Below are 23,979 nucleotides of genomic sequence, written 5' to 3' on the forward strand. Positions count from 1 at the left end.
TTAGTTAGTACTCACTCTTAATGAGGCACCAATAGCAAATGGTGCCAATATTAACGAACCGACCAGCATAGCGCCTATAATAGCGAGATGGCCGCTGTAGGGTAGATTTAAACCAGCTGCATCAATAGCGCTGGTTGCAAAAATTAGAACTGGGATATAAAGCGGTAGAATCAATAGGCTCAATAAAACACCGCCTTTGCGTAACCCTACCGTAAGCGCAACACCAATTGCCCCTAAAAGGCTCAGTACAGGGGTACCAAGTGCCAGGGTGGACAGCAGCGCACCATAACTATTAGCTTCGAGGTGTAACAATACGGCTAACAGTGGTGCGACTAAGATAAGCGGTACGCCGGTTAATAGCCAGTGTGCAAGTACTTTAGCCAATACCATTAAGGATAATGGCTGTGGGCTTAGCAGCATCTGCTCTAAGCTGCCGTCTGAAAAGTCTGCCTTGAACAGCCGCTCAAGCGAAAGCATAGAGGCGAGCAGGGCGGCGACCCAAATAATACCGGGAGCAACGCGCGAAAGCACCTGAGGTTCAGGCCCAATGCCCAGCGGAAACAGAGTGACCACTAGGATAAAAAACAGTAGCGGATTGAAGATGTCGCCCTTGTGGCGGACAGCTATTTGAAGATCGCGCTTTAGCAGGGTAAAAAAAGCTTGAGTAAAGCTGATACCTTTGTTCATTCACTACACCTTTATATAAAGCGATAATCTAGGCGGATTTTACGCAGAATATCGTCACCGATAATACTCATATCCTGGTGGGTGGTCATGATGACGCAACCGCCGTTTTGAGCATGTTGTAAAAACAGGTGTTCCAATTCTTCGACGCCTTTCTTATCGATTGCAGTAAACGGTTCATCTAACAGCCATACCTTGCAGTTGGTGTGCCAGAGTCTGGCTAGGGCTGTTCGACGATGTTGGCCTGCCGAGAGGTGGCCAGCTAGCGCTTCTTCAAAACCAGATAGATTCACTTTCGCGAGGATCTGATTAGTATTGAAGTCATCATACCCACTGATTCTTAAATTGAAGTTAAGATTCTCTTCGGCCGTTAACTCGCTTTTTACACCTGCAAGATGGCCAAGATACAAAAGATCATCATTATATTCGTCGCGGCAGCGGGTAATGTCAGTGCCCTTGTACTTAGCTTCTCCGCCATAGGGTCTAGATAAGCCAGCAAGAATACGCAGTAGGCTGGTTTTTCCTGCGCCGTTAGGCCCTTCTATTTGTACAATTTCACCCGCTTGGATATCAAAACTGAGTTCGTCGAATAGAATTCGCTCTTCGCGGATACAAGTCAAGTTGTCGGCCGATACCAGTGTCGTTGCTGTTTTTTCTTCTACCACTGAACCCTCTATCTCAAGCCAGATGTGAACGTAAGCGATATTAACATAATCCCCTTGAGGGGTTTAGTCTTGGTCTCTGTTTAGTGTCAGCAATTTGATATGCTTCCAAAAAGCAAAACCTTTTAGTACTTGGGATTGAACTTTTTCAACAATTGCTAATGTATCAGTTAAAGGGAGTGCCTATAACATGTTGAACTGTCAAATTCTGATATTAGTCACAAAAAGGTGAGTTTTGTTGAAGTTTGATGTATCCTAGTACCGCTATAAAATAAGTCTGCCCCATATTTAGGGTGGCATAGAGCTCTGTTAATATTTGCATTAGGAACATTGAACATGAAAAAACTGTTAGCATTGTCTGCAGTGGCTGCATTGACCTTGTCTGCAAACGCTTTTGCACAAGAAGGTGAGGCTGTATATAACAAGGCATGCCAGGTATGCCACAGTATGGGTGTCGCTGGTGCGCCTAAAGCTCATGATGCAGCTGCATGGGAGCCACGTTTGGCTAAGGGCTTAGACGCTTTAGTTAGTAGCATTAAGACAGGTCTTAACGCTATGCCACCAGGCGGTATGTGCACGGATTGTACCGACGAAGATTACAAGAACGCTATCGAGTTCATGTCTAAGTAATCCAACTTCGTTGAGAAAAAGCCGACTTCAAGTCGGCTTTTTTTATGTTCGGGACTCAATGTTCGGGCAACAAAAAAGCCGGCGAATGCCGGCTTTTGGTTTCTGAGAGAGTAGCCCAGAATGTAATGACCTAGGGTTTACTGGACTAACGTGTCAATCACAAGTTTGGCCGTTGTACCGACTTCCATGGTTTCTAGGCGCCCCTGCATATCACCGGGTTGTGCCTTCACAGAACCATGCTTTGAAAGAACCGCAATGATCTCAACCTGTTTGGCATCACTTAGCTTGATGTCTCCGCCCATGCCGGTGCTGTCGTCTAGAGTAATGGAGACAGGTAAAGACTTGGCAGACACTTTGGTCGCAGCTAAAGGTACTTTAGGGCCTTCAGTGTTACGAGCAAAGATGAACAGCATATCGCTACCACCGACCTGTTGTGCTAGCTCTGGTGAGATGGAGACATCGATAGTCACTGTCTTACCTGCGGTGGCCGGCTGATGGGTTGCGTCATTTGGCATTTCACCGGTTTCAGCTTGTATTCTCATCTTGGCACTTTCAATTGCATTGATGATAGCGCTGCGATCGACATCGTTTCTGTCGCTGTCGAGAATGATCTGCCAAGCATCGATTGCTTTTTGATAATGGGCATTAAAGAAAGCATCCATTCCAACCAGTAGCAGTGTAGAAGGATCTTTAGGATCTAGCGCCAGAGATTGGTCTATGATGGACTGAACCGCGGGTGTTATACGCTGATTAGCCTTATAGTAGAGTGCAGTCGCTTTAGGCCCTAGCAATTCGGCATGAGTACCAACCAGTTCCATGGCCTTATCAAATGATTTTACCGCATCGTCATAACGATTGGCGTTGATGTAGGCATGACCTAGACTAAACAGCAGTTGGCTATTATCAGGCTCGGCTTGTAGTTGTGACTCCATCATCTGGATGCGCTGAGCCATAATCTGGCTAGCATCCATTCCTGCGTGTGGATTATCAGGGACGGCTTTGTCCAAGTTAGCATAAGCCCCTAAGGTGGCATAGAAGTAACCGGATAAACCGAGCAAGACGACAGACATAAAGGCTGGCCATAATATGCTCTTAGGTTTAAGCTGGCCGACTAAGGATTCATCCTCGCCCTGCTTCATGTCCTGTAGCAAACTGATTTCGAGTTCTTTCTTTAGAGCGTCAAACTCATCTTGATCCAGAAGCTCATCTTCGAGTTCCTTTTCCAGTGTCGCTAAACGGTTATTAAAGAGTTCGAGGTTAGTGGCCTTACGCACACCAGCCTCTTCGGCCTGCAACATCTGTTGCTGGCGAAAGTGTGGAAACCAAATCAGCACTAGGCTGACTAATACAAAAAGCGCAATAAAAATCCAGAGAGTGGTCATTATTTCTTTTTCACATTAGTTGCAGAAATGCGGGGATGCCGCGCGATATAGGGATCAGATTATACGGAAAGATTATTCATTGAACAGTAATATAAGGGATTAGTGTCGTTAAATACTGATACTTTTGCACTGGTTCACAGTTCGATTCTATTTTCAAAAATTGGCTGAAACTTAAGTTTCAAACAAGGGTCAGAGCATAAAATCTGTCAGTTTATAACAATTGTAACCCTGCGTTTCTGTTCGCAAGAATGAGACAGGTCACCCAGAATTGTGCGAAAGAGGCAGACAGATACAATAGCAAATACTAAAATGACTCAAATTTTGTACCTTGAGTAGTGTGAATTGCAAACTCTCGTGAATTAGTAGAGGCTAAAGCTTCAACTGATTCTTATATAGGACTGAGGAAACCCCATGATCCCTGAATTAGGACACTTTTCGTTGATAATAGGATTGGCATTTGCCTTTCTATTGGCCAGCGTCCCACTAATCGGTGTTGCTCGAAAAGATCAATATCTGGTTCGTTATGCTTGGCCGTTAAGTTACGGCATGTTTTTCTTTATTGCTCTTTCTGTCATCGTCCTCGGTTATAGCTTTGCCGTAGACGATTTCTCTGTTGCCTATGTTGCACACCACTCTAACTCACAACTGCCGATTTTCTTTAAGATCGCCGCGGTATGGGGTGGTCATGAAGGCTCATTACTCTTCTGGGTATTTGCCTTGTCAGTCTGGACTGCAGCTGTCGCCTTTTTTAGTAAAGGTCTGGAAGAGGTATTCACCGCTCGCGTTCTCGCTATTTTGGCGATGATAGTGATTGGTTTCAGTCTCTTTATGCTGTTAACTTCGAGCCCATTTGAGCGTCTATTCCCTATTCCTATGGAAGGACGTGACCTTAACCCTATGCTGCAAGACGTTGGATTAATCTTCCATCCGCCTATGCTGTACCTGGGTTATGTCGGTTTCTCAGTGAGCTTTGCCTTTGCGATTGCGGCACTCATGGGGGGGCGCCTGGATTCTGCGTGGGCACGTTGGAGCCGTCCGTGGACCTTGGCTGCTTGGATCTTCCTGACAGGTGGTATTTCACTGGGTTCTTGGTGGGCATACTACGAATTAGGCTGGGGCGGCTGGTGGTTCTGGGACCCCGTTGAGAACGCTTCATTCATGCCTTGGTTGATCGGTACTGCATTGCTGCATTCAGTAATCGTAACTGAGAAGCGCGCAACCTTCCGTAACTGGACTGTATTACTCTCTATCTTCGCTTTCTCTTTGAGTTTGTTAGGTACCTTTATTGTTCGTTCAGGGGTACTGACCTCTGTGCATTCATTTGCCGCCGATCCAAGTCGCGGTATGTTCATCCTGTTATTACTCGGTTTAGCCATTGGTGGCTCGCTCACCTTGTTTGCCTTCCGGGCCAGTGACATGAAGAGCCCAGCACGTTTCGAGTTGATGTCTAAAGAAACTATGCTGCTGGTGTGTAACATCCTGCTGACCGTTGCTTGCGGTACTGTATTACTTGGTACACTTTACCCACTGCTTATCGATGCCTTGAATATGGGTAAGATCTCTGTAGGCCCACCATACTTCAACGCGGTATTCGTACCTATTGTGCTAGTACTCTTTGGGTTTATGGGTATTGGTCCAAATATTCGTTGGAAGCGAGCGAAAGCTGGTGAGCTAAGGGCTAAATTGCTGGTTCCGGCAGTAGTGTCAGCCGTTATTGGTGCAGCTACGCCTTTCCTCGTCGATGGTAAGTTCAATGCTTGGGTGATGTTCGGTATTGGTGCTGCAGTTTGGGTTACTTTAGCAACCTTGCGTGCCGCTTACGAAATCATGCAGTCAAAAGAAGGCTTAAGCTTGGCGCGTATGGGGCGCAGTCAGCTGGGCATGATCATCGCTCACTTGGGTATTGCAGTGTCTGTAGTGGGTGCCACTATGGTGTCAAACTACTCGATAGAGAAGAGTGTTCGTATGGGACCTGGTATCACGCAAGAGTTGGCGGGTTATAGCTTCCATTACATCGAAACCAAAAATGTTGTTGGGCCTAACTATACGGCGCAGCAAGGTCAGGTTGAAGTTACCAAAGATGGCGAGTTTATTACGCTGCTAAAGCCTGATCGTCGTCAGTACAATGTGCGTACTATGGATATGACTGAAGCTGGTATTGATTGGGGGCTGTTCCGCGATCTTTATATCACTATGGGCGATCCGATTAGCCGCACCGAATTTGCGGTACGTCTAAACTACAAACCTTTTGTTCGCTGGTTGTGGTTTGGTAGCATTTTCATGATGGTGGGTGGCTTCTTCGCTGCGTCTGATAAGCGTTATCGTAGAGCTAAAGCTACTGATGCGGCTGACGAAAAAGCTAAACAAGAAAAATTAGCAACGGCATAACTTGAATTGGGGCAAGTATGAAGAAAAGGCTAGTATTATTTATTCCTTTGATTCTGTTTCTGGTGATGGGAGTCTTCCTTTATAAGGGACTCTTCCTGAACCCGCAGCAGTTGGACTCAGCATTGGAAGGAAAGCCGATACCGGCTTTCCAACTAGAGCGTCTTGAAGATGCCAATGAGATCATTTCCAATGAAAGTCTCAAGGGACAGGTCTCGCTATTAAACGTGTGGGCGACTTGGTGTCCTTCATGTAAATATGAGCATCCTTATTTGATGCGATTAGCAAGACAAAATATCTTGCCTATCTATGGGATTAATTACCGTGATGATCGCGCTTTAGCGATCCGCGAATTGAGCCGGGAAGGCGACCCCTACACCAAGAACATCTATGATCATGATGGCCGTTTGGGCTTAGATCTCGGTGTTTATGGTGCACCCGAAAGTTATCTGGTGGATCATAACGGCATCATACGTTTCCGTTATGCGGGGCCAATTGATATGCGAGTCTGGAAAGAGACCCTTTACCCAATGATTCAAGAGCTACAAGCACAGGCTAAAGCTGAGGGAGCATCTTAATGAAAAGCTTAGTCGGGATTATCTCCGCAGTATTCTTATCTTTCGTGCTGGTGGGGTCAGTAATGGCTACACCTGTCGATACCTATGAGTTTAAGTCGGTAGACAATCAGAAGCGAGCATTGGAGTTGGCGCATTCTCTGCGTTGTCCCCAGTGCCAAAATCAGAATCTGATTGATTCTAATTCACCTGTGGCACAAGACCTGAGACTCGAGGTCTATCAAATGGTTGATGAAGGTAAAGGAGATGAAGAAATCATCGAGTTTATGACCAGCCGTTATGGTGAGTTTGTTCTTTATAAGCCGCGTATGGAAGCCAAGACCTACGTGCTGTGGTTAGGTCCTTTAGGGTTATTGTTAGTAGGATTAATGATTGGCTTCGTCTTTGTTAGAAAGCAGCGAATCAGTAATGCTGTAGAGCAAGAAATAAGCCCTGAAGAGCAAGCTGAGTTGGATCGACTGCTGAAGCGAGACAACAAATGAAGTTAAAGTCTATCGCTGCTGCAAGCTTAGCCTTAAGCATGGCTGCACTAAGCTTTTCTAATGTTCTGCATGCCTATCCAGGCATGCAGAAGAAAAATAGTGGTGAAGTGCAATCAAGCGTAGACCTAATAAACGTATTGCCTAAGTCATATCCGATAGAAGCTGTACCTTTTAAGGACGCGCAGGGGAAATCGATAGACTTCAGTCAGTATAAAGGTCAGGTGGTGATGGTTAACATGTGGGCCACCTGGTGCCCACCTTGTGTGCGTGAGCTGCCGGCTATCGATCGCTTTAAGGCTAAGTTTGATCCAAATGAGTTCCGTATCTTACCTATTTCGATCGATATGAAGGGTAAAGAGCAAGTCGAACCTTTCTTAGCTTCTTTGGGCATGGACAAGTTTGAGACCTATTACGATCCTCAGCAGCAGCTAGGACAGGTCTTTCCGCTTGATACCATACCGGCAACCTTTATTCTCAATCAGCAAGGTGAATTGATCGCATTTGTCAGGACATTTGTCGATTGGGATGATGAAAAAGCGGTAGAGCTGATCCAGGGCTTTATTAAGCAGGCAGCCCAAAAGCCGTAAAACAGGCAGTTTTTGCTCGCTATCTATACGAAAAAGATCGTAATTGCCTAAAAGATCGGCATGCGATCTTTTTTTTGTAAAAAGCCCTTGCGTAAAAGATTCTGCTCCCTATAATGCGCTCCCACTGACACGGCAAACGGCGCTGCTTAGCAAAGTAAGTAAGCATGTAGGTTGAGTCAGGGTGGTAAGTGCCTTCGGGTTTTTAAGCCGTTAGTTACACAGCGAAAGCACAGTAATTAACCACTTAAAAAACTTTTGAAAAAAGCGCTTGACGCCGACAGGAAGAAGCGTAGAATACGCAGCCCTAGCCCGCTGGACTCCAGTATGAGGCAAACGTTCTTTAACAAGATGAAACAAGAAATCTGTGTGGACATTCACAGGTGTTGAGTTAATCGAAAACGATTTATATCTCAATGCAACGATGAATGTTCATAGCAATATGTACAAACATTTAGATGATTCTTCCGAGTCGTTTAAATGAATCAGAATTCATTGAGCCGAAGCTTTCAGCTTCAACAAAACTTTAATTGAAGAGTTTGATCATGGCTCAGATTGAACGCTGGCGGCAGGCCTAACACATGCAAGTCGAGCGGTAACAGGAAGAAAGCTTGCTTTCTTTGCTGACGAGCGGCGGACGGGTGAGTAATGCCTAGGGAACTGCCCAGTCGAGGGGGATAACAGTTGGAAACGACTGCTAATACCGCATACGCCCTACGGGGGAAAAGAGGGGACCTTCGGGCCTTCTGCGATTGGATGTACCTAGGTGGGATTAGCTAGTAGGTGAGGTAATGGCTCACCTAGGCGACGATCCCTAGCTGTTCTGAGAGGATGATCAGCCACACTGGGACTGAGACACGGCCCAGACTCCTACGGGAGGCAGCAGTGGGGAATATTGCACAATGGGCGCAAGCCTGATGCAGCCATGCCGCGTGTGTGAAGAAGGCCTTCGGGTTGTAAAGCACTTTCAGCGAGGAGGAAAGGTTAAGTGTTAATAGCACTTAGCTGTGACGTTACTCGCAGAAGAAGCACCGGCTAACTTCGTGCCAGCAGCCGCGGTAATACGAGGGGTGCAAGCGTTAATCGGAATTACTGGGCGTAAAGCGTACGCAGGCGGTTTGTTAAGCGAGATGTGAAAGCCCCGGGCTCAACCTGGGAACTGCATTTCGAACTGGCAAACTAGAGTCTTGTAGAGGGGGGTAGAATTTCAGGTGTAGCGGTGAAATGCGTAGAGATCTGAAGGAATACCGGTGGCGAAGGCGGCCCCCTGGACAAAGACTGACGCTCAGGTACGAAAGCGTGGGGAGCAAACAGGATTAGATACCCTGGTAGTCCACGCCGTAAACGATGTCTACTCGGAATTTGGTGTCTTGAACACTGGGTTCTCAAGCTAACGCATTAAGTAGACCGCCTGGGGAGTACGGCCGCAAGGTTAAAACTCAAATGAATTGACGGGGGCCCGCACAAGCGGTGGAGCATGTGGTTTAATTCGATGCAACGCGAAGAACCTTACCTACTCTTGACATCCAGAGAATTCGCTAGAGATAGCTTAGTGCCTTCGGGAACTCTGAGACAGGTGCTGCATGGCTGTCGTCAGCTCGTGTTGTGAAATGTTGGGTTAAGTCCCGCAACGAGCGCAACCCTTATCCTTACTTGCCAGCGGGTCATGCCGGGAACTTTAGGGAGACTGCCGGTGATAAACCGGAGGAAGGTGGGGACGACGTCAAGTCATCATGGCCCTTACGAGTAGGGCTACACACGTGCTACAATGGCGAGTACAGAGGGTTGCGAAGCCGCGAGGTGGAGCTAATCTCAGAAAGCTCGTCGTAGTCCGGATTGGAGTCTGCAACTCGACTCCATGAAGTCGGAATCGCTAGTAATCGTGGATCAGAATGCCACGGTGAATACGTTCCCGGGCCTTGTACACACCGCCCGTCACACCATGGGAGTGGGCTGCACCAGAAGTAGATAGCTTAACCTTCGGGAGGGCGTTTACCACGGTGTGGTTCATGACTGGGGTGAAGTCGTAACAAGGTAGCCCTAGGGGAACCTGGGGCTGGATCACCTCCTTACCTATACGATTGATTTAGTGCTTGTTGAGTGTTCACACAGATAACTTGTTCTTGTTAGAGCGAGTGGCACGTCCGAGCGACGATGCTTGTTCTTTAAAAATTTGGAAAGCTGATAGTGTTAATGTGAAAGGGATAGTGACGTACTTGTACGTGATTATTTGTAGCATTAGCGCGAAAAAATAATTGAGTTCTCAAAACACACTTTAATCAAGTGCATTGAGTATTCTTTTGGCGAAAGTTGAAACCATTAGTTGCGATGCGACTCAGATGAAACTCATTTGGGTTGTATGGTTAAGTGACTAAGCGTATACGGTGGATGCCTTGGCAGTCAGAGGCGATGAAGGACGTAGTAACTTGCGAAAAGCGTTGGCGAGCTAGTAACAAGCATTTGAGCTAACGATGTCCGAATGGGGAAACCCGGCAGCATAAGCTGTCATCATTAAGTGAATACATAGCTTAATGAGGCGAACGAGGGGAACTGAAACATCTAAGTACCCTTAGGAAAAGAAATCAACCGAGATTCCCCTAGTAGCGGCGAGCGAACGGGGATTAGCCCTTAAGCCTAGAGGGTGTTAGTGGAATGTGTTGGAAAGCACAGCGATACAGGGTGATAGCCCCGTACATGAAAACTAACTTTAGGTGAAAACGAGTAGGACGGGACACGTGATATCTTGTTCGAATATGGGGGGACCATCCTCCAAGGCTAAATACTCCTGACTGACCGATAGTGAACCAGTACCGTGAGGGAAAGGCGAAAAGAACCCCTGTGAGGGGAGTGAAATAGAACCTGAAACCGTATACGTACAAGCAGTGGGAGCGGTTCTTGAGACCGTGACTGCGTACCTTTTGTATAATGGGTCAGCGACTTACATTTTGTAGCGAGGTTAAGCGAATAGCGGAGCCGTAGGGAAACCGAGTGTTAACTGCGCGTTTAGTTGCAAGGTGTAGACCCGAAACCCGGTGATCTAGCCATGGGCAGGTTGAAGGTTGAGTAACATCAACTGGAGGACCGAACACACGTATGTTGAAAAATGCGGTGATGACTTGTGGCTGGGGGTGAAAGGCCAATCAAACCGGGAGATATCTGGTTCTCCTCGAAAGCTATTTAGGTAGCGCCTCGAGCGAATACCATTGGGGGTAGAGCACTGTTAAGGCTAGGGGGTCATCCCGACTTACCAACCCTTTGCAAACTCCGAATACCAATGAGTACTACTCGGGAGACACACGGCGGGTGCTAACGTCCGTCGTGAAAAGGGAAACAACCCAGACCATCAGCTAAGGTCCCAAAGTTATTGCTAAGTGGGAAACGATGTGGGAAGGCTTAGACAGCTAGGATGTTGGCTTAGAAGCAGCCATCATTTAAAGAAAGCGTAATAGCTCACTAGTCGAGTCGGCCTGCGCGGAAGATTTAACGGGGCTAAGCAATACACCGAAGCTATGGGTACTAGCGCTTGCGCTAGTGCGGTAGAGGAGCGTTCTGTAAGCCGTTGAAGGTGAAGGGGTAACCCACGCTGGAGGTATCAGAAGTGCGAATGCTGACATGAGTAACGATAATGGGGGTGAAAAACCTCCACGCCGAAAGACCAAGGGTTCCTGTCCAACGTTAATCGGGGCAGGGTAAGTCGACCCCTAAGGCGAGGCCGAAAGGCGTAGTCGATGGGAAACGGGTTAATATTCCCGTACTTCTGCTAACTGCGATGGAGAGACGGAGAAGGCTAGGCTAGCGCGGCGTTGGTTGTCCGCGTTTAAGACTGTAGGTAGGGTACTTAGGCAAATCCGGGTACCTAATACTGAGAGTTGATGACGAGGTTCTACGGAACTGAAGTAGTTGATGCCATGCTTCCAGGAAAATCTTCTAAGCTTCAGGTTAGCAGGAATCGTACCCCAAACCGACACAGGTGGTCGGGTAGAGAATACCAAGGCGCTTGAGAGAACTCGGCTGAAGGAACTAGGCAAAATGGTACCGTAACTTCGGGAGAAGGTACGCTGCTGTTGGTGATGGGACTTGCTCCCTAAGCTGACGGCAGTCGCAGATACCAGGTGGCTGCAACTGTTTATCAAAAACACAGCACTGTGCAAAATCGCAAGATGACGTATACGGTGTGACGCCTGCCCGGTGCCGGAAGGTTAATTGATTGGGTTATCTTCGGAGAAGCTCATGATCGAAGCCCCGGTAAACGGCGGCCGTAACTATAACGGTCCTAAGGTAGCGAAATTCCTTGTCGGGTAAGTTCCGACCTGCACGAATGGCGTAATGATGGCCACGCTGTCTCCAGCCGAGACTCAGTGAAGTTGAAATTGCGGTGAAGATGCCGTATACCCGCGGCTAGACGGAAAGACCCCGTGAACCTTTACTATAGCTTGGCACTGAACATTGACCCTACATGTGTAGGATAGGTGGGAGACTTTGAAGCGGGAACGCCAGTTCTCGTGGAGTCAACCTTGAAATACCACCCTTGTAGTGTTGATGTTCTAACTCTGGCCCCTGAATCGGGGTTGAGGACAGTGCCTGGTGGGTAGTTTGACTGGGGCGGTCTCCTCCCAAAGAGTAACGGAGGAGCACGAAGGTTGGCTAAGTACGGTCGGACATCGTACGGTTAGTGCAATGGCATAAGCCAGCTTAACTGCGAGACATACACGTCGAGCAGGTGCGAAAGCAGGTCATAGTGATCCGGTGGTTCTGAATGGAAGGGCCATCGCTCAACGGATAAAAGGTACTCCGGGGATAACAGGCTGATACCGCCCAAGAGTTCATATCGACGGCGGTGTTTGGCACCTCGATGTCGGCTCATCACATCCTGGGGCTGAAGTCGGTCCCAAGGGTATGGCTGTTCGCCATTTAAAGTGGTACGCGAGCTGGGTTCAGAACGTCGTGAGACAGTTCGGTCCCTATCTGCCGTGGGCGTTGGATGATTGAAGGGAGCTGCTCCTAGTACGAGAGGACCGGAGTGGACGAACCGCTGGTGTTCGGGTTGTCATGCCAATGGCATTGCCCGGTAGCTACGTTCGGAATCGATAACCGCTGAAAGCATCTAAGCGGGAAGCGAGCCCTAAGATGAGTCATCCCTAGACCTTTAAGGTCTCTAAAGAGCCGTCCGAGACTAGGACGTTGATAGGCAGGGTGTGTAAGCGTTGTGAGGCGTTGAGCTAACCTGTACTAATGACTCGTGAGGCTTAACCATACAACCCAAAAGGGTTTTTACTGCAAAGTACCGGAAATGAGTCCAATCATTTCTTGGCACTTCCTCCATCCATGGAGGTCGTAATAATGGTTACTGAATCAGAAGAATACAAGTACTTGATTGAAGTGCGAACTCAAATTAGCTCTTGAATAAAGAGTACAGCTTTCTAAATTTCCGAATTTGTCTGGAAACCATAGCATTGTGGTCCCACCTGATCCCATCCCGAACTCAGAAGTGAAACGCAATCGCGCCGATGGTAGTGTGGGGTCTCCCCATGTGAGAGTAGGTCATTTCCAGGCGCCTAATTTAGTATCCCGCGTAAGCGTTTTACTAAAGGAGCGGTAGTTCAGTTGGTTAGAATACCGGCCTGTCACGCCGGGGGTCGCGGGTTCGAGTCCCGTCCGCTCCGCCAACATTAAGACGAAAGCCCTAGCAGAAATGCTAGGGCTTTTTTCGTTTTATCGCTTTGAAACTTTTAAGTTATCGTGAGCTTGTGGGTCATGAGATAAGAAGCTTAGTCATATCGAAAATGATTACTTATCGGCACTTAGGGCTTATGACGATGCCTATTCACCCTGTCTCGCGTGTCGAAGACACAAGTATTCGAGTCCCGTCCGCCCCGGCTACGTTGACACTTAGCGCGCATGAGCACATCGCTTCGCGATATGCGCCCACCAACATTAAGACGAAAGCCTCTGCAGAAATGCAGAGGCTTTTTTCGTTGTGTGATGAAAACTATCGCGTGCTAAGGCACATGCAGTCAAATCTCGTCTTTCTTAGCTGTATTGGCTCTTTACGAGCGTAAGCACATCGCTTCGCGATATGCATCCATGCAAATTGGCTGCTCGACATTCCCAGTTTCTCGTTCATAGGCCTATGAGTACGTCATGAGATAAAAAGGAAATGATGGCTTATCGGCATTTCTCGCTTGTGATGGTTAAGAGCCAGAATCCTCATTAGGATTAGTTTATGCGTATCTCTTCCCTGCAGTTTCGTTTGCCATATTGATTTAATGAGTCTAGTTCGCTTGTAGCGGCTGACTTTAAAATTGTTTAGAGCGATAAGACCTGTAAAGGCGCGCTAACGCCGACGAATGTGAATATCTGCTGAGTTGTCCTATTGTCTATTGCTATTCAGAGCGGCCTTACCTACCTTATGGCAAAGTTAAATCGCTTAGTTTCAAGGGATGGATATGAAAATAGAAATGATCTGTACTGGTGAAGAGGTGCTGTCGGGACAGATAGTCGATACCAATGCGGCCTGGGCAGCCAATACTATGATGGACCATGGTATAGAGATGCAGCAGCGTATTACCGTTGGTGATCGTATGGATGATCTGGTTGAAGTCTTTCGTCAGCGTAGTGAGCACGCCGATGTCATCTTAGTTAACGGTGGTCTGGGGCCAACCAGTGACGACATGTCTTCTGAGGCAATGGCGATTGCCAAGGGGGAGCCATTAGTTGAATGCACCCTATGGCGCGAACGTATTCAAGAGTGGTTTACGCGCAATGGGCGACAGATGCCCGCAAGTAATCTCAAGCAGGCGATGCTGCCCGCTTCGGCCATCATGGTGGACAATCCTGTTGGGACAGCCTGTGGCTTTAGAGTGAAGCTTAATCGTGCCTGGCTTTTTTTCACGCCAGGTGTGCCCTTTGAATTTAAAAAGATGGTGACTGAGCAATTTATTCCCTTTGTCGAGCAGATTGCCGATAGTCATGTCGAAGTCGAGGTTCAGAAATTATTGACCATAGGTCAGGGGGAGTCGGCGCTGGCTGACAAACTCGAAAGTATCGCGCTTCCCAGCGGGATCACCTTAGGCTACCGCTCTTTTATGCCTTATATCGAAATTAAGCTATTTGCCAGAGGGCAGGATGCTATCGCCAAGTTAGATGAGCTAAAGGCTGAGGTGATGAGCCGACTCGGCAATGCGGTTGTCGGGCAGAATGTGACCTCCTTGGCGCAAGTGATTCATAACCGTCTGTTAGCCTCGGGCAAGCGTTTGAGTGTGGCCGAGTCTTGTACTGGCGGTATGATTGCCAGCAACCTGGTCGCCTTTGCCGGAAGCTCACAGTATCTAGATCAAGGGCTGGTGACCTACAGCAATGAGTCTAAGGTCAAGGTGTTAGGGGTTCAGCCTGCGACACTGGACGATCATGGCGCTGTTTCGATTGCAACGGTCGAGGAGATGGCTAAAGGCGCTAGAGCTCTACTAGATAGCGATTACGCGCTTGCCACCAGTGGCATTGCCGGTCCTGATGGTGGCTGCGATGCTAAGCCTGTGGGGACGGTGGCCATCGCTTTAGCCACCAAACAAGGGGTATATAGCCAGATGCTAAAATTTCCGGCGCGCTCCCGTGAGCTGGTGAGGCAGCTGAGCAGTGCCGTCGCCTTGGATATGCTCAGGCGCGAGTTGGACGATACTTCTGTATTGGTCGACTATGCTTCTTATCCCAGATTTGCCAAATAATCGGCTGATGTGAGACTCAGGCAATAGAGTTAGGGCGAGCCTTGAACGCCCTAGTCTTTAAAGATGAGATTAATTTTTCCGGGGACCACCTCGATGCGTTTGGTCATCTCTGCCAGAAGCGCCTGATTGCCTTCTTGTGTATCGAGTACATATACAGGCTGGGTTTCCAGAAAGTGAGTGATAAAGCGCATGACCTGAGGCGCGGCCTGTCCCATGGCTTGCTCAAGATCTTTGGGGCTAGAGGTCAGTTTGACCAGTTTTAGTTCTCTGAGGTAGAGGCTATGCTGGTTGGTATCATACCAAGGCTTAGCCTCGAACTCGGCCGTCGTGGTGGCGTTTATGGGCATTAGCGGATTTGCCACCTTAATCTGACTGTTTGCCGCAATCGCCATAGTGTCAGCCTTATGACCTAACTTGACCTTCACATCATTAATCTTCATCTCTATGCCGAAGAAGCGATTGCCTTCTTTGACCTCGAAATGCATCTCCTCATTGAGATAGTTGGTGAGCTGGCGCTCACTGATGCTGTATTGACTGACACAGGCGGTCAATAGCAGCATCATGAGGCCAAGTAGGGTCAGCTGTTTCATTAGCCTGTGTTTCTCATACCTGCCGCGACGCCGGCTATGGTCAACATTAGCGCTAATTCCACATTACTCGACCCCGCTTCTTCTTTGCGAGTTCGGGCCAATAGCTCTGCCTGAAGGAAGTTGAGCGGATCGATGTAGGGGTTACGTAGCTCTACCGACTCGCGGTTCCACGGCGTATGGGACATCAGGGCATCAGATTGTGTCAGCTCCAATACCACCTTGATCCCGGTTGCCATTCTGGCGCGCAGCGCTTCACCTAGGTGATGCAGTTCCTTAGGTACCAGACAGGTTTCATAGTATTTTGCCAGATTGGGTTCTGCCTTGGCATAGACCATCTCAAGCATGGAAATGCGGGTCTCAAAGAAAGGCCACTCTTTCTCCATCTCTCGTAGCAGGCCTAACTCACCTCTGTCGGCTGCTTGTTGTAGTGCTTCTCCCGCGCCTAACCAAGCGGGCAGCATCAAGCGGTTTTGCGACCAGGCAAAGATCCAGGGAATCGCACGCAGGCTTTCGATGCCTCCATCGACACGGCGTTTGGCCGGACGACTGCCCAGGGGCAGCTTGCCCAGCTCGACCTCTGGTGTCGCCGCGCGGAAATAAGCCACAAAATCGGGTTCCTCACGTACGATAGCACGGTAAGCTTGCACAGAATCGCCGGCGAGGCGCTCCATTGCTTCACGCCATTCAGGCTTAGGTTCTGGCGGCGGCAATAGGGTGGCCTCCATCACGGCTGAGGTGTACAGCGCCAAGCTTTGCACCGCCAGCTTAGGCAGGCCGAACTTGAAGCGGATCATCTCTCCCTGCTCGGTGACACGAATACGCCCATCTACAGAGCCCGGGGGCTGTGACAAGATCGCCTTGTGTGCCGGTCCGCCACCACGGCCTATGGTGCCGCCACGGCCGTGGAATAGCGTGAGTTTGATATCGGCTTGGGCACAGACCTTAACCAGTTTCTCCTGAGCACTATATTGAGCCCAGGCGGCGGCCATAACGCCGGCATCTTTAGCCGAATCTGAGTAACCTATCATCACCTCTTGGCTACCCTTGCAGTAGCCACGATACCAGTCGATGGCAAATAGCGCCGACATGCAGCTAGAGGCATTATTAAGATCGTCCAGAGTTTCGAATAGGGGGACGACACGCATTGGGTATTGGCAGCCAGCCTCTTTAAGTAACAGGAGTACGGCCAATACATCTGAGGGCTGGCTAGCCATGGAGATCACATAGGAGCCTAACGCCTTCGAAGACTGATTAGCGATCAGCCTGACTGTGCTGATCACCTCGGCCACATCGTCGCTGGGCTGCCAGTTATGGGGGATGAGAGGGCGTTTGCCACTTAACTCCCTGAGCAGGAAGGCCTGTTTTTCATGTTCGTCCCAGTGATCATAGTCGCCTAGACCCAGATAACGAGTCAGTTCGGCAATAGCGTCGCTATGACGCTGGGCATCTTGGCGGATATCCAGGCGTAGCATATGGATTCCGAAGCAAGCGAGTCGACGCAGCATATCCAATAGCAGACCGTTAGCAATCAGGCTCATACCCGACTCATTTAGGCTTTGGTAAAGCAGGGTCAATGGCTGCTTAAGATCTTCCTCGTGCCAGATCAAGGTGTCGAGATCCACTTCGGGCGAATGACCCTCAAGACGGGCATTTAAGTAATCTATGGTATCGCGCAGTTTTTGCCTTAGCTCGCGCAGCACCTCTCTATATGGCTCATGGCTATGATTGGTGAGGGCTAGCAGCTCGTCATTAGCCTCTTCCATCGACAGCTCATTAACGAGCAAGACCACATCTTTAAGGTAGAGACGTGCCGCCGTGTGGCGGTTGCGATCCAGCACTTCCTGAGTGATTTTGGCTGTGACGAATGGGTTGCCATCGCGATCGCCCCCCATCCAGCTAGAGAAGCGGATCGGTGCCATGTCGCTGGGCAGTTGTTTGCCGGTGCGCTCTTCGACTTGCTCGTTGAGTTGACGCATGAAATCGGGAATGGCGTGCCAGAGCGAGGCTTCTATTGTGCTGAGGCCCCAGCGGGCTTCATCCACTGGTGTTGGTCGCTCGTGGCGTATCTCGTTGGTGTGCCAAATCTGGGCGATAAGCTGTCTGAGCCTGAGGTGATTTCGTTTTTTCTCTTTTTCGGTGAGCAGCGGGTTTTCCAAGGTGGCAAGACAATCAACCACGGCGGAATATTTCTGGATCAGGGTGCGACGTGAGATCTCTGTTGGGTGGGCCGTGAGCACTAGATCGATATCGAGTGTCTGCAGACATTCAAGCATTTTATCTTGATCTATGCGGCCGTTGAGCATGCGTCCTAAGAGTTGATCCACTGGGTCTGGTACGCATACCAGTTCGTCACAGTTGCGGCTGATGGTATGAAATTGCTCTGCGATATTGGCTAGGTTTAAAAATTGATTGAAGGCTTTGGCAAAGGGGACTAGCTCTTCATCTGGTAAGGCGGCCAATAGGGTGAGCATCTGTTCTCTGGCGGTATCATTACCCTGACGAGAGCTTTTAGCAAGATGTCTTATCTGTTCAATTTTATCTAAAAATGGTTCGTCCATGTGCGTGCGAATGGTATCGCCTAATATTTGGCCTAAGGTGCCTACATTAGATCGCAGCGACGCGTACATATCTGTCATAAATGCTCCATACCCACTAGTTAATCAATCACCATACCTAGGCTATCAGGTTTAGGTCAATACAGCATATCTTCATATCGTATGCTTATGTGTTCTATATCACCTTGCGTGAATTTTTTATGGTGATCTTAAGACGGCTTTATACAAGCTTGGTAAATCAACTGCTTAAGTAAGTCTACGGTTTTGTTGATGTAGGCGGTGTCCAGATACTCGTCTGGTTGATGGGCCTGCTCTATGCTGCCCGGTCCCCACACCAGGGTTTGACAGCCTAGCTGTTGAATATAGGGGGCCTCGGTGGCGTAGTTAACGACTTCTGGCGCCGTATTAGATAGCTGGGCAACTAGCTGTGACCATTGATTATCGGCTTGTCCGGCAAAGGGCTGAGAGCCGGGATAAAGCTGACTAATCTTGATAGCCCCTGGGTAACGCTGGCTAAGCTCGGCAAGGTATTGGATCAGTAGTTGCTCCAAAACCTCTAGCGGCAGACCGGGAAGGGGGCGGATATCCAGATGGAGATCGCAGCAGCCGCAGATGCGATTGGCGGCGTCGCCTCCATGAATATGGCCGAAGTTCATGGTGGGATACGGCACGCTGAAGGCTTCTTCGCGATAGTTGTCGGCCAAATGTTGTTTTAGCTTGAGCAGCTGGCCAATGACCTGGTGCATGATCTCAATGGCGTTTAGCCCTTTGTCGGGATCGGAGGAGTGACCGCTGCGCCCCGTGATGCGAATGCCTTGGGCCAGATGTCCCTTATGCATATATACGGGTTTTAATCCGGTGGGCTCGCCTATGAGTGCATATTCAGGGGCAATGGCCTTGGATTGGGCGAAGGCCTTGGCGCCGTTCATCGTGGTCTCTTCATCTGCACTGGCGAGTATATAGAGTGGCCGAACGAAATCCTGTGTCGGCATCTGGCGTACAGCCTCAATAACCAAGGCAAAAAAACCTTTCATGTCGCAGGTGCCGAGCCCGTACCAACGGTTATCTTTCTCCGTCAGGGTAAAAGGATCTTGGCTCCAACGGCCTTCGTCGAAGGGGACTGTGTCGGTATGGCCTGCCAGTAGCAGACCGCCACGTCCCTGACCTATCTTGGCAAGTAGATTGTTTTTGCCGCGGGTATCGGCAACCGCTTGTATTTGGCATTCGAAGCCGAGATCACTGAGCCATTGACTGAGCAGCGTCACCACTCCCTGATTACTCATATCCAGCTCTGCTTCTAGGGCGCTGATAGAGGGGGTAGCGATGAGTTCACTGAAGGACTGTTTGATATCAGGAAAATTTTTCATCATTTAATTCAATTCACCAAATTTATTTGAAAATATCTATTCAATATTATTGCATAATTAGTTTGTTGTGGTAGTCTATCAAACAGCTGAAACAAGCGCCATTATTTAAGGCTTAACTTCGAGACAAAAAATGAACAATTCATTCTTACATTCTGCATATAAGGTTAGCTGTATTCACTTCCTGCGACGATAATCTTGTCATATTGGTATCTATACCAGGGCTTAAGTAGTGCCCCTCTCTTTTTTAGCGTTAACTTAATATAGAAGTCACAAAGTATGAAAAGCATAGCGATAATTGGCGCCAGTGGTTACACAGGTGCACAAATTACTTCACTGATCCAAGCGGATGATCAGCTAGAGATTCAAGGTCTTTATGTTTCGGAAAATAGCCTGGATAAGGGCAAAACATTGGCCAGCCTGTATCCGGTTTATAGCCATATCGATCTTTGTTTGGCGCCCCTGACTGAGCAGGCCAAGCAAGCTATAGTCGATGAGGCCGATGCCGTGGTGTTGGCGACAGATCACGGTGTGAGCCTGCATCTGGCTGCTTGGTTCTATCAGGCGGGTCTGGCGGTATTCGACCTTAGCGGTGCTTACCGTTTCGCTGATATCGAGCAATATCCTAAATGGTATGGTTTTGAACATCTCTATCCAGAGGTGTTGGCTCAGGCTGTCTATGGTCTGGCAGAGTGGAATGCCGAAGGGATTGCTAGTAGCAAGATGATTGCCGTGCCTGGCTGTTACCCAACGGCCTCGCTAACGGCACTGAAACCTCTTAAAGATCTCATGACAGACAGCCTACCCGTGATCAACGCCGTCAGCGGCGTGACGGGTGCAGGCAGAAAGGCCCAGCTACATACCAGCTTCTGTGAGGTGAGCCTGACTCCTTACGGCGTACTAGGTCACAGACATCAACCTGAGATCGCCACTCAGTTGGGGCAGCAGGTGATCTTTACCCCTCATCTAGGCAACTTTAAACGTGGCATTCTGGCCACTATCACGGTGCAGATGAAGCCAGGCGTGACTGAGAGTGATATTGCCAAGGCCTATCAAGTGTATGACTCAGCACCTTTGGTGAATGTGTACCATAATCAATTTCCTAAGGTGGACGATGTGGTGCACACCCCAAACTGCCTACTGGGATGGAAGTTTGATCCTCTCAATGGTTACCTGGTGGTGGCGAGCGCCATCGATAACCTGATGAAAGGTGCGGCCAGTCAGGCGCATCAATGCATAAAGATTCATTTTAATTATTAATTTTGTCACCTGGATAAGAGAGAAGTAGCTATGTCGGCAAGTAAGAAAACCTTAGTGCTTAAAGTGGGTGGCGCCTTAATGCAATGTGAAATGGGGCTGACACGCTTGATGGCCAGTGCCGCCAACATTATTAAGTCGGGGCAATCTGTCGTTTTGGTTCACGGTGGCGGTTGCCTGGTAGACGAGCAGTTAAAAGCCAATGGTATGGAGACGGTTAAACTGGATGGTTTGCGTGTCACTCCCGAAGAGCAGGTACCTATTGTCGTCGGTGCGCTAGCCGGTACCTCCAATAAAATTTTACAGGCCAGTGCGGTCAAAGCCGGCATTACCTGTGTCGGTATGAGCCTGTGTGATGGCGGCATTGTGAATGCAGCCATCAAAGATGAGCAACTCGGCTTTGTGGGTGAAGTCTCCCCTAACAATCCTGCTTATCTCGACTTCTTGTTAGCGCAAGGCTGGATGCCGATTGTTAGCTCAATAGCCGTAGATGACGCGGGCAATCTGCTTAACGTCAATGCCGATCAGGCGGCGACTGTGATCGCCAAGCTAGTGGAAGGTCAATTGGTATTGTTGTCAGATGTCAGCGGCGTGCTAGACGGCAAAGGGCAGTTGATTAAGACCTTGGATAAGGCTCATGCCGATGAGTTGACCAAGTTGGGCGTTATCGAGAAAGGTATGAAGGTTAAAGTTGAGGCGGCATTAGAGGTTGCACAGTGGATGGGGCAACCTGTGCAGGTGGCTTCCTGGCGCGACGCCGAACAGTTAATCGCGCTGGAGAAGGGCGAGTCTATTGGCACTCAGGTATTGCCACATTAATTAAACGGAACATGAGAAGAGTATTCATCTAGGAGTAGAGCTATGAATCACCTATTATCGATAAAAGAGCTAAACCAGCAGCAACTGATCGACCTACTCGCTCTGGCGAAAACGATCAAGGCCAATCCAGAAGACTATCGCAAAGCACTCGATGGTAAGAGTGTCGTGATGTTATTCGAAAAGCCATCGCTGCGTACTCGCGTGAGCTTTGACATCGGTATTAATAAGTTAGGTGGTCATTGTCTTTACCTGGATCAGCAAAATGGTGCCTTGGGCAAGCGTGAACCAGTATCTGATTTCGCCGCTAACATCTCTTGTTGGGCCGATGCCATTGTGGCGAGAACTTTTGCTCACTCGACCATTGAACAGCTTGCAGAGTATGGCAGTGTGCCGGTGATCAACGCGTTGTCGGACATGTACCATCCCTGTCAGGGATTGGCCGACTTCCTGACTCTGTCGGAACAGTTCGACGATGTCAGCAAGGTTAAGCTAGCCTATGTCGGTGATGGTAATAATGTGACCCACTCGCTCATGTATGGTGCGGCGTTACTCGGTGCCAAGATGACGGTGATCTGTCCCCAAGGTCATTTTCCTGATGGTAAGGTGGTTTTGGAGGCGCAGGCGATAGCCGAGGCCCATGGCGGTGAGCTGGTATTGAGCTCAGATGTCGAAGCGATCGCTGGCCATGATGCCATCTATACTGATACCTGGATCTCCATGGGAGATAGCGCCAGTCTAGATGAGATCAAAGCTAAATTTGCCCCATATCATGTCGACACCGATTTGATGAACAAGGCCGGGGCCAAGTTCTTCATGCACTGTCTGCCAGCCTACCGTGGGGTGGAAGTGGCCGCCGAGGTGGTCGACGGGGCTGGCTCATTGATCTTGCAGCAGGCAGAAAACCGCATGCATGCACAAAATGCCGTATTAGTGACCCTACTGAGTTAATGAACAATCCCAATGGGTGAATTGGGCCAACGAATTGAGTATTTAGGAAAACGAAATGTCTATCGAAAACAACAACACATCAGTGAAGAAAGTGGTACTGGCCTACTCAGGTGGACTGGATACATCGGCGATCATTCCTTGGCTAAAAGAGAACTATGACAATTGTGAAATTGTCGCTTTCTGTGCCGACGTCGGCCAGGGTGAGGCTGAGCTCGAAGGTCTGCATGAGAAGGCAATCGCCTCTGGTGCGTCCGAGTGCTATATCGTCGATCTAAAAGAGGAGCTGGTGGCCGATTACATCTATCCGACTATCGCGACCGGTGCCATCTATGAGGGGACTTATCTGCTGGGTACCTCTATGGCCAGACCTATTATCGCCAAGGCCCAGGTGGAAGTGGCGCGTAAAGTCGGTGCTGATGCCGTTTGTCATGGTTGTACCGGTAAGGGTAACGATCAGGTGCGTTTTGAAGGCTGTTTTGCCGCCTTGGCACCGAATCTTAAGGTGATTGCCCCATGGCGTGAGTGGAGCATGGTCAGCCGTGAAGATCTGTTGGATTATCTGGCGGAGCGTAACATCAAGACCACAGCCTCGGCGACTAAGATCTATAGCCGTGACGCTAACGCCTGGCATATCTCTCACGAAGGCGGTGAACTGGAAGAACCATGGAACGAGCCTAGCAAAGAAGTATGGACCATGACGGTTGCACCGGAAGATGCCCCTGATGAGCCTGAGTATGTTTCGGTTGAGATGGAAGCTGGTCGCATCACTAAGGTTAATGGTCAGTCATACACTCCCTATGGTGCCCTGATGGCGCTCAATGAGATTGCCGGTGCTCATGGCGTAGGACGTATCGATATCACCGAAAACCGTTTGGTGGGCATGAAATCTCGTGGTTGTTACGAAACCCCGGGCGGTACGGTAATGTTCGCCGCGCTAAGAGCGATTGAAGAACTGGTGCTAGATAAGACCAGCCGTGAATGGCGTGAGCAAGTTGGCGCTAAGATGGCCCATCTTGTATATGACGGTCGTTGGTTTACCCCATTATGTGAGTCACTGCTGGGGGCTTCACAGCCACTGGCAAATCTGCTCAATGGTGAAGTGGTGCTTAAGCTTTACAAGGGTCAGGCTCAGGCGGTGAAGAAGCGTTCGCCAAACAGCCTCTATTCCGAAGAGTTTGCCACCTTTGGTGAAGATGAAGTCTATAACCAGAAAGATGCCGAAGGATTCATTCGTCTTTATTCATTGGCGAGCCGTATCCGGGCGCTGAACGTTAAGTAGAGTCGACGAGTTAATAAAGGGGCGGCGGACGCCCCTTTATGTTAAGAGCAGATTTAAAGAGC

Annotated in this window: 16 protein-coding genes, 1 tRNA gene and 3 rRNA genes; 14 read left to right on the plus strand and 6 right to left on the minus strand. The window is 49.1% G+C overall.

Translation table 11 applies throughout. The features are described from left to right. Together ccmB and ccmA are read right to left on the minus strand one after the other, a co-directional pair. Entirely contained in the window at positions 1 to 687 is a 687-nt protein-coding gene (gene ccmB / locus CFF01_RS00940) for a heme exporter protein CcmB (RefSeq protein WP_033540787.1), read from the minus strand. Positions 688 to 698: 11 nt separating this feature from the next. Next, positions 699 to 1,349 carry a cytochrome c biogenesis heme-transporting ATPase CcmA gene (gene ccmA, locus CFF01_RS00945; RefSeq protein WP_088903543.1) on the minus strand — a complete coding sequence of 217 codons (651 nt, stop codon included), beginning with the start codon at positions 1,347 to 1,349 and terminating at the stop codon, positions 699 to 701. Between the two features lie 333 nt (positions 1,350 to 1,682). Here ccmA and CFF01_RS00950 point away from each other — a divergent pair, with 333 nt between their 5' ends. Next, complete coding sequence (locus CFF01_RS00950; RefSeq protein ID WP_033540789.1) at positions 1,683 to 1,976, plus strand: c-type cytochrome; 294 nt, start codon at positions 1,683 to 1,685, stop codon at positions 1,974 to 1,976. Between the two features lie 137 nt (positions 1,977 to 2,113). Here CFF01_RS00950 and ccmI read toward each other — a convergent pair whose 3' ends face one another. Then, positions 2,114 to 3,358 carry a c-type cytochrome biogenesis protein CcmI gene (ccmI, locus tag CFF01_RS00955; protein WP_088903544.1) on the minus strand — a complete coding sequence of 415 codons (1,245 nt, stop codon included), beginning with the start codon at positions 3,356 to 3,358 and terminating at the stop codon, positions 2,114 to 2,116. Between the two features lie 411 nt (positions 3,359 to 3,769). Here ccmI and CFF01_RS00960 point away from each other — a divergent pair, with 411 nt between their 5' ends. The 9 genes from CFF01_RS00960 to CFF01_RS01000 all read left to right on the plus strand — a co-directional run bounded on the left by CFF01_RS00960 (position 3,770) and on the right by CFF01_RS01000 (position 15,105). Then, on the plus strand, positions 3,770 to 5,746 hold the full coding sequence (locus tag CFF01_RS00960) for a heme lyase CcmF/NrfE family subunit (RefSeq protein WP_088903545.1): 1,977 nt from the start codon (positions 3,770 to 3,772) through the stop codon (positions 5,744 to 5,746). Between the two features lie 17 nt (positions 5,747 to 5,763). Beyond that, positions 5,764 to 6,321: a DsbE family thiol:disulfide interchange protein gene (locus tag CFF01_RS00965; RefSeq protein WP_033540792.1), complete on the plus strand. Its 558-nt coding sequence runs from the start codon at positions 5,764 to 5,766 to the stop codon at positions 6,319 to 6,321. Further along, a complete protein-coding gene (gene nrfF / locus CFF01_RS00970; RefSeq protein WP_033540793.1) occupies positions 6,321 to 6,800 on the plus strand; it encodes a heme lyase NrfEFG subunit NrfF in 480 nt (159 codons plus the stop codon). The genes CFF01_RS00965 and nrfF overlap by 1 nt, the downstream gene beginning before the upstream one ends. Further along, entirely contained in the window at positions 6,797 to 7,387 is a 591-nt protein-coding gene (locus CFF01_RS00975; RefSeq protein WP_088903546.1) for a TlpA disulfide reductase family protein, read from the plus strand. Before nrfF ends, CFF01_RS00975 begins: the two co-directional genes overlap by 4 nt. 524 nt (positions 7,388 to 7,911) lie before the next feature. Further along, positions 7,912 to 9,456, plus strand: a 16S ribosomal RNA gene (locus tag CFF01_RS00980). A gap of 289 nt (positions 9,457 to 9,745) precedes the next feature. Beyond that, positions 9,746 to 12,638 (plus strand): 23S ribosomal RNA (locus tag CFF01_RS00985). Positions 12,639 to 12,821: 183 nt separating this feature from the next. Further along, positions 12,822 to 12,937 (plus strand): 5S ribosomal RNA (gene rrf, locus CFF01_RS00990). Together the 16S, 23S and 5S rRNA genes with 1 tRNA gene alongside form the textbook arrangement of a ribosomal RNA operon. Before the next feature lie 36 nt (positions 12,938 to 12,973). Then, positions 12,974 to 13,050, plus strand: a tRNA-Asp gene (locus CFF01_RS00995). Positions 13,051 to 13,830: 780 nt separating this feature from the next. Further along, positions 13,831 to 15,105 carry a CinA family nicotinamide mononucleotide deamidase-related protein gene (locus CFF01_RS01000; RefSeq protein WP_088903547.1) on the plus strand — a complete coding sequence of 425 codons (1,275 nt, stop codon included), beginning with the start codon at positions 13,831 to 13,833 and terminating at the stop codon, positions 15,103 to 15,105. A 50-nt stretch (positions 15,106 to 15,155) separates the two neighbouring features. Here CFF01_RS01000 and CFF01_RS01005 read toward each other — a convergent pair whose 3' ends face one another. From CFF01_RS01005 to argE, 3 genes are all read right to left on the minus strand, one after another. Next, on the minus strand, positions 15,156 to 15,695 hold the full coding sequence (locus CFF01_RS01005) for a DUF1439 domain-containing protein (RefSeq protein WP_088903548.1): 540 nt from the start codon (positions 15,693 to 15,695) through the stop codon (positions 15,156 to 15,158). Further along, the gene (gene ppc, locus CFF01_RS01010; protein ID WP_088903549.1) at positions 15,695 to 18,331 is read right to left on the minus strand and encodes a phosphoenolpyruvate carboxylase; all 2,637 of its coding nucleotides are present in this window, start codon (positions 18,329 to 18,331) and stop codon (positions 15,695 to 15,697) included. Before ppc ends, CFF01_RS01005 begins: the two co-directional genes overlap by 1 nt. A gap of 128 nt (positions 18,332 to 18,459) precedes the next feature. Beyond that, positions 18,460 to 19,617, minus strand: coding sequence for an acetylornithine deacetylase (gene argE / locus CFF01_RS01015; protein WP_088905837.1), 1,158 nt, complete (start codon positions 19,615 to 19,617; stop codon positions 18,460 to 18,462). Between the two features lie 276 nt (positions 19,618 to 19,893). Between argE and argC the strand changes: the two genes are divergently transcribed. Genes argC through CFF01_RS01035 form a run of 4 tightly spaced genes read left to right on the plus strand, consistent with a single transcriptional unit; the run spans position 19,894 to position 23,917 of the window. Then, positions 19,894 to 20,874: an N-acetyl-gamma-glutamyl-phosphate reductase gene (gene argC, locus CFF01_RS01020; protein WP_033540432.1), complete on the plus strand. Its 981-nt coding sequence runs from the start codon at positions 19,894 to 19,896 to the stop codon at positions 20,872 to 20,874. Positions 20,875 to 20,904: 30 nt separating this feature from the next. Then, positions 20,905 to 21,690, plus strand: coding sequence for an acetylglutamate kinase (gene argB, locus CFF01_RS01025; RefSeq protein ID WP_088903550.1), 786 nt, complete (start codon positions 20,905 to 20,907; stop codon positions 21,688 to 21,690). A 42-nt stretch (positions 21,691 to 21,732) separates the two neighbouring features. Next, positions 21,733 to 22,638, plus strand: a complete 906-nt coding sequence (locus tag CFF01_RS01030) for an ornithine carbamoyltransferase (RefSeq protein ID WP_088903551.1) — start codon at positions 21,733 to 21,735, stop codon at positions 22,636 to 22,638. 55 nt (positions 22,639 to 22,693) lie between these two features. Beyond that, positions 22,694 to 23,917 (plus strand): argininosuccinate synthase, encoded by a 1,224-nt coding sequence (locus CFF01_RS01035; RefSeq protein WP_088903552.1) that lies wholly within the window; start codon positions 22,694 to 22,696, stop codon positions 23,915 to 23,917. Positions 23,918 to 23,979: the final 62 nt, after the last annotated feature.

This window comes from Shewanella marisflavi, assembly GCF_002215585.1.
GTDB lineage: Bacteria > Pseudomonadota > Gammaproteobacteria > Enterobacterales > Shewanellaceae > Shewanella > Shewanella marisflavi.

Excerpts from the sequence above, each read along its gene's own strand:
- CFF01_RS01000 (WP_088903547.1), top strand. The coding sequence starts at position 13,831 with ATGAAAATAGAAATGATCTGTACTGGTGAAGAGGTGCTGTCGGGACAG.
- nrfF (WP_033540793.1), top strand. The coding sequence starts at position 6,321 with ATGAAAAGCTTAGTCGGGATTATCTCCGCAGTATTCTTATCTTTCGTG.
- CFF01_RS00960 (WP_088903545.1), top strand. The coding sequence starts at position 3,770 with ATGATCCCTGAATTAGGACACTTTTCGTTGATAATAGGATTGGCATTT.
- CFF01_RS01005 (WP_088903548.1), bottom strand. The coding sequence starts at position 15,695 with ATGAAACAGCTGACCCTACTTGGCCTCATGATGCTGCTATTGACCGCC.
- argB (WP_088903550.1), top strand. The coding sequence starts at position 20,905 with ATGTCGGCAAGTAAGAAAACCTTAGTGCTTAAAGTGGGTGGCGCCTTA.
- argC (WP_033540432.1), top strand. The coding sequence starts at position 19,894 with ATGAAAAGCATAGCGATAATTGGCGCCAGTGGTTACACAGGTGCACAA.
- CFF01_RS01030 (WP_088903551.1), top strand. The coding sequence starts at position 21,733 with ATGAATCACCTATTATCGATAAAAGAGCTAAACCAGCAGCAACTGATC.
- ccmB (WP_033540787.1), bottom strand. The coding sequence starts at position 687 with ATGAACAAAGGTATCAGCTTTACTCAAGCTTTTTTTACCCTGCTAAAG.
- ppc (WP_088903549.1), bottom strand. The coding sequence starts at position 18,331 with ATGACAGATATGTACGCGTCGCTGCGATCTAATGTAGGCACCTTAGGC.
- CFF01_RS00950 (WP_033540789.1), top strand. The coding sequence starts at position 1,683 with ATGAAAAAACTGTTAGCATTGTCTGCAGTGGCTGCATTGACCTTGTCT.
- CFF01_RS00975 (WP_088903546.1), top strand. The coding sequence starts at position 6,797 with ATGAAGTTAAAGTCTATCGCTGCTGCAAGCTTAGCCTTAAGCATGGCT.
- CFF01_RS01035 (WP_088903552.1), top strand. The coding sequence starts at position 22,694 with ATGTCTATCGAAAACAACAACACATCAGTGAAGAAAGTGGTACTGGCC.
- argE (WP_088905837.1), bottom strand. The coding sequence starts at position 19,617 with ATGAAAAATTTTCCTGATATCAAACAGTCCTTCAGTGAACTCATCGCT.
- ccmI (WP_088903544.1), bottom strand. The coding sequence starts at position 3,358 with ATGACCACTCTCTGGATTTTTATTGCGCTTTTTGTATTAGTCAGCCTA.
- CFF01_RS00965 (WP_033540792.1), top strand. The coding sequence starts at position 5,764 with ATGAAGAAAAGGCTAGTATTATTTATTCCTTTGATTCTGTTTCTGGTG.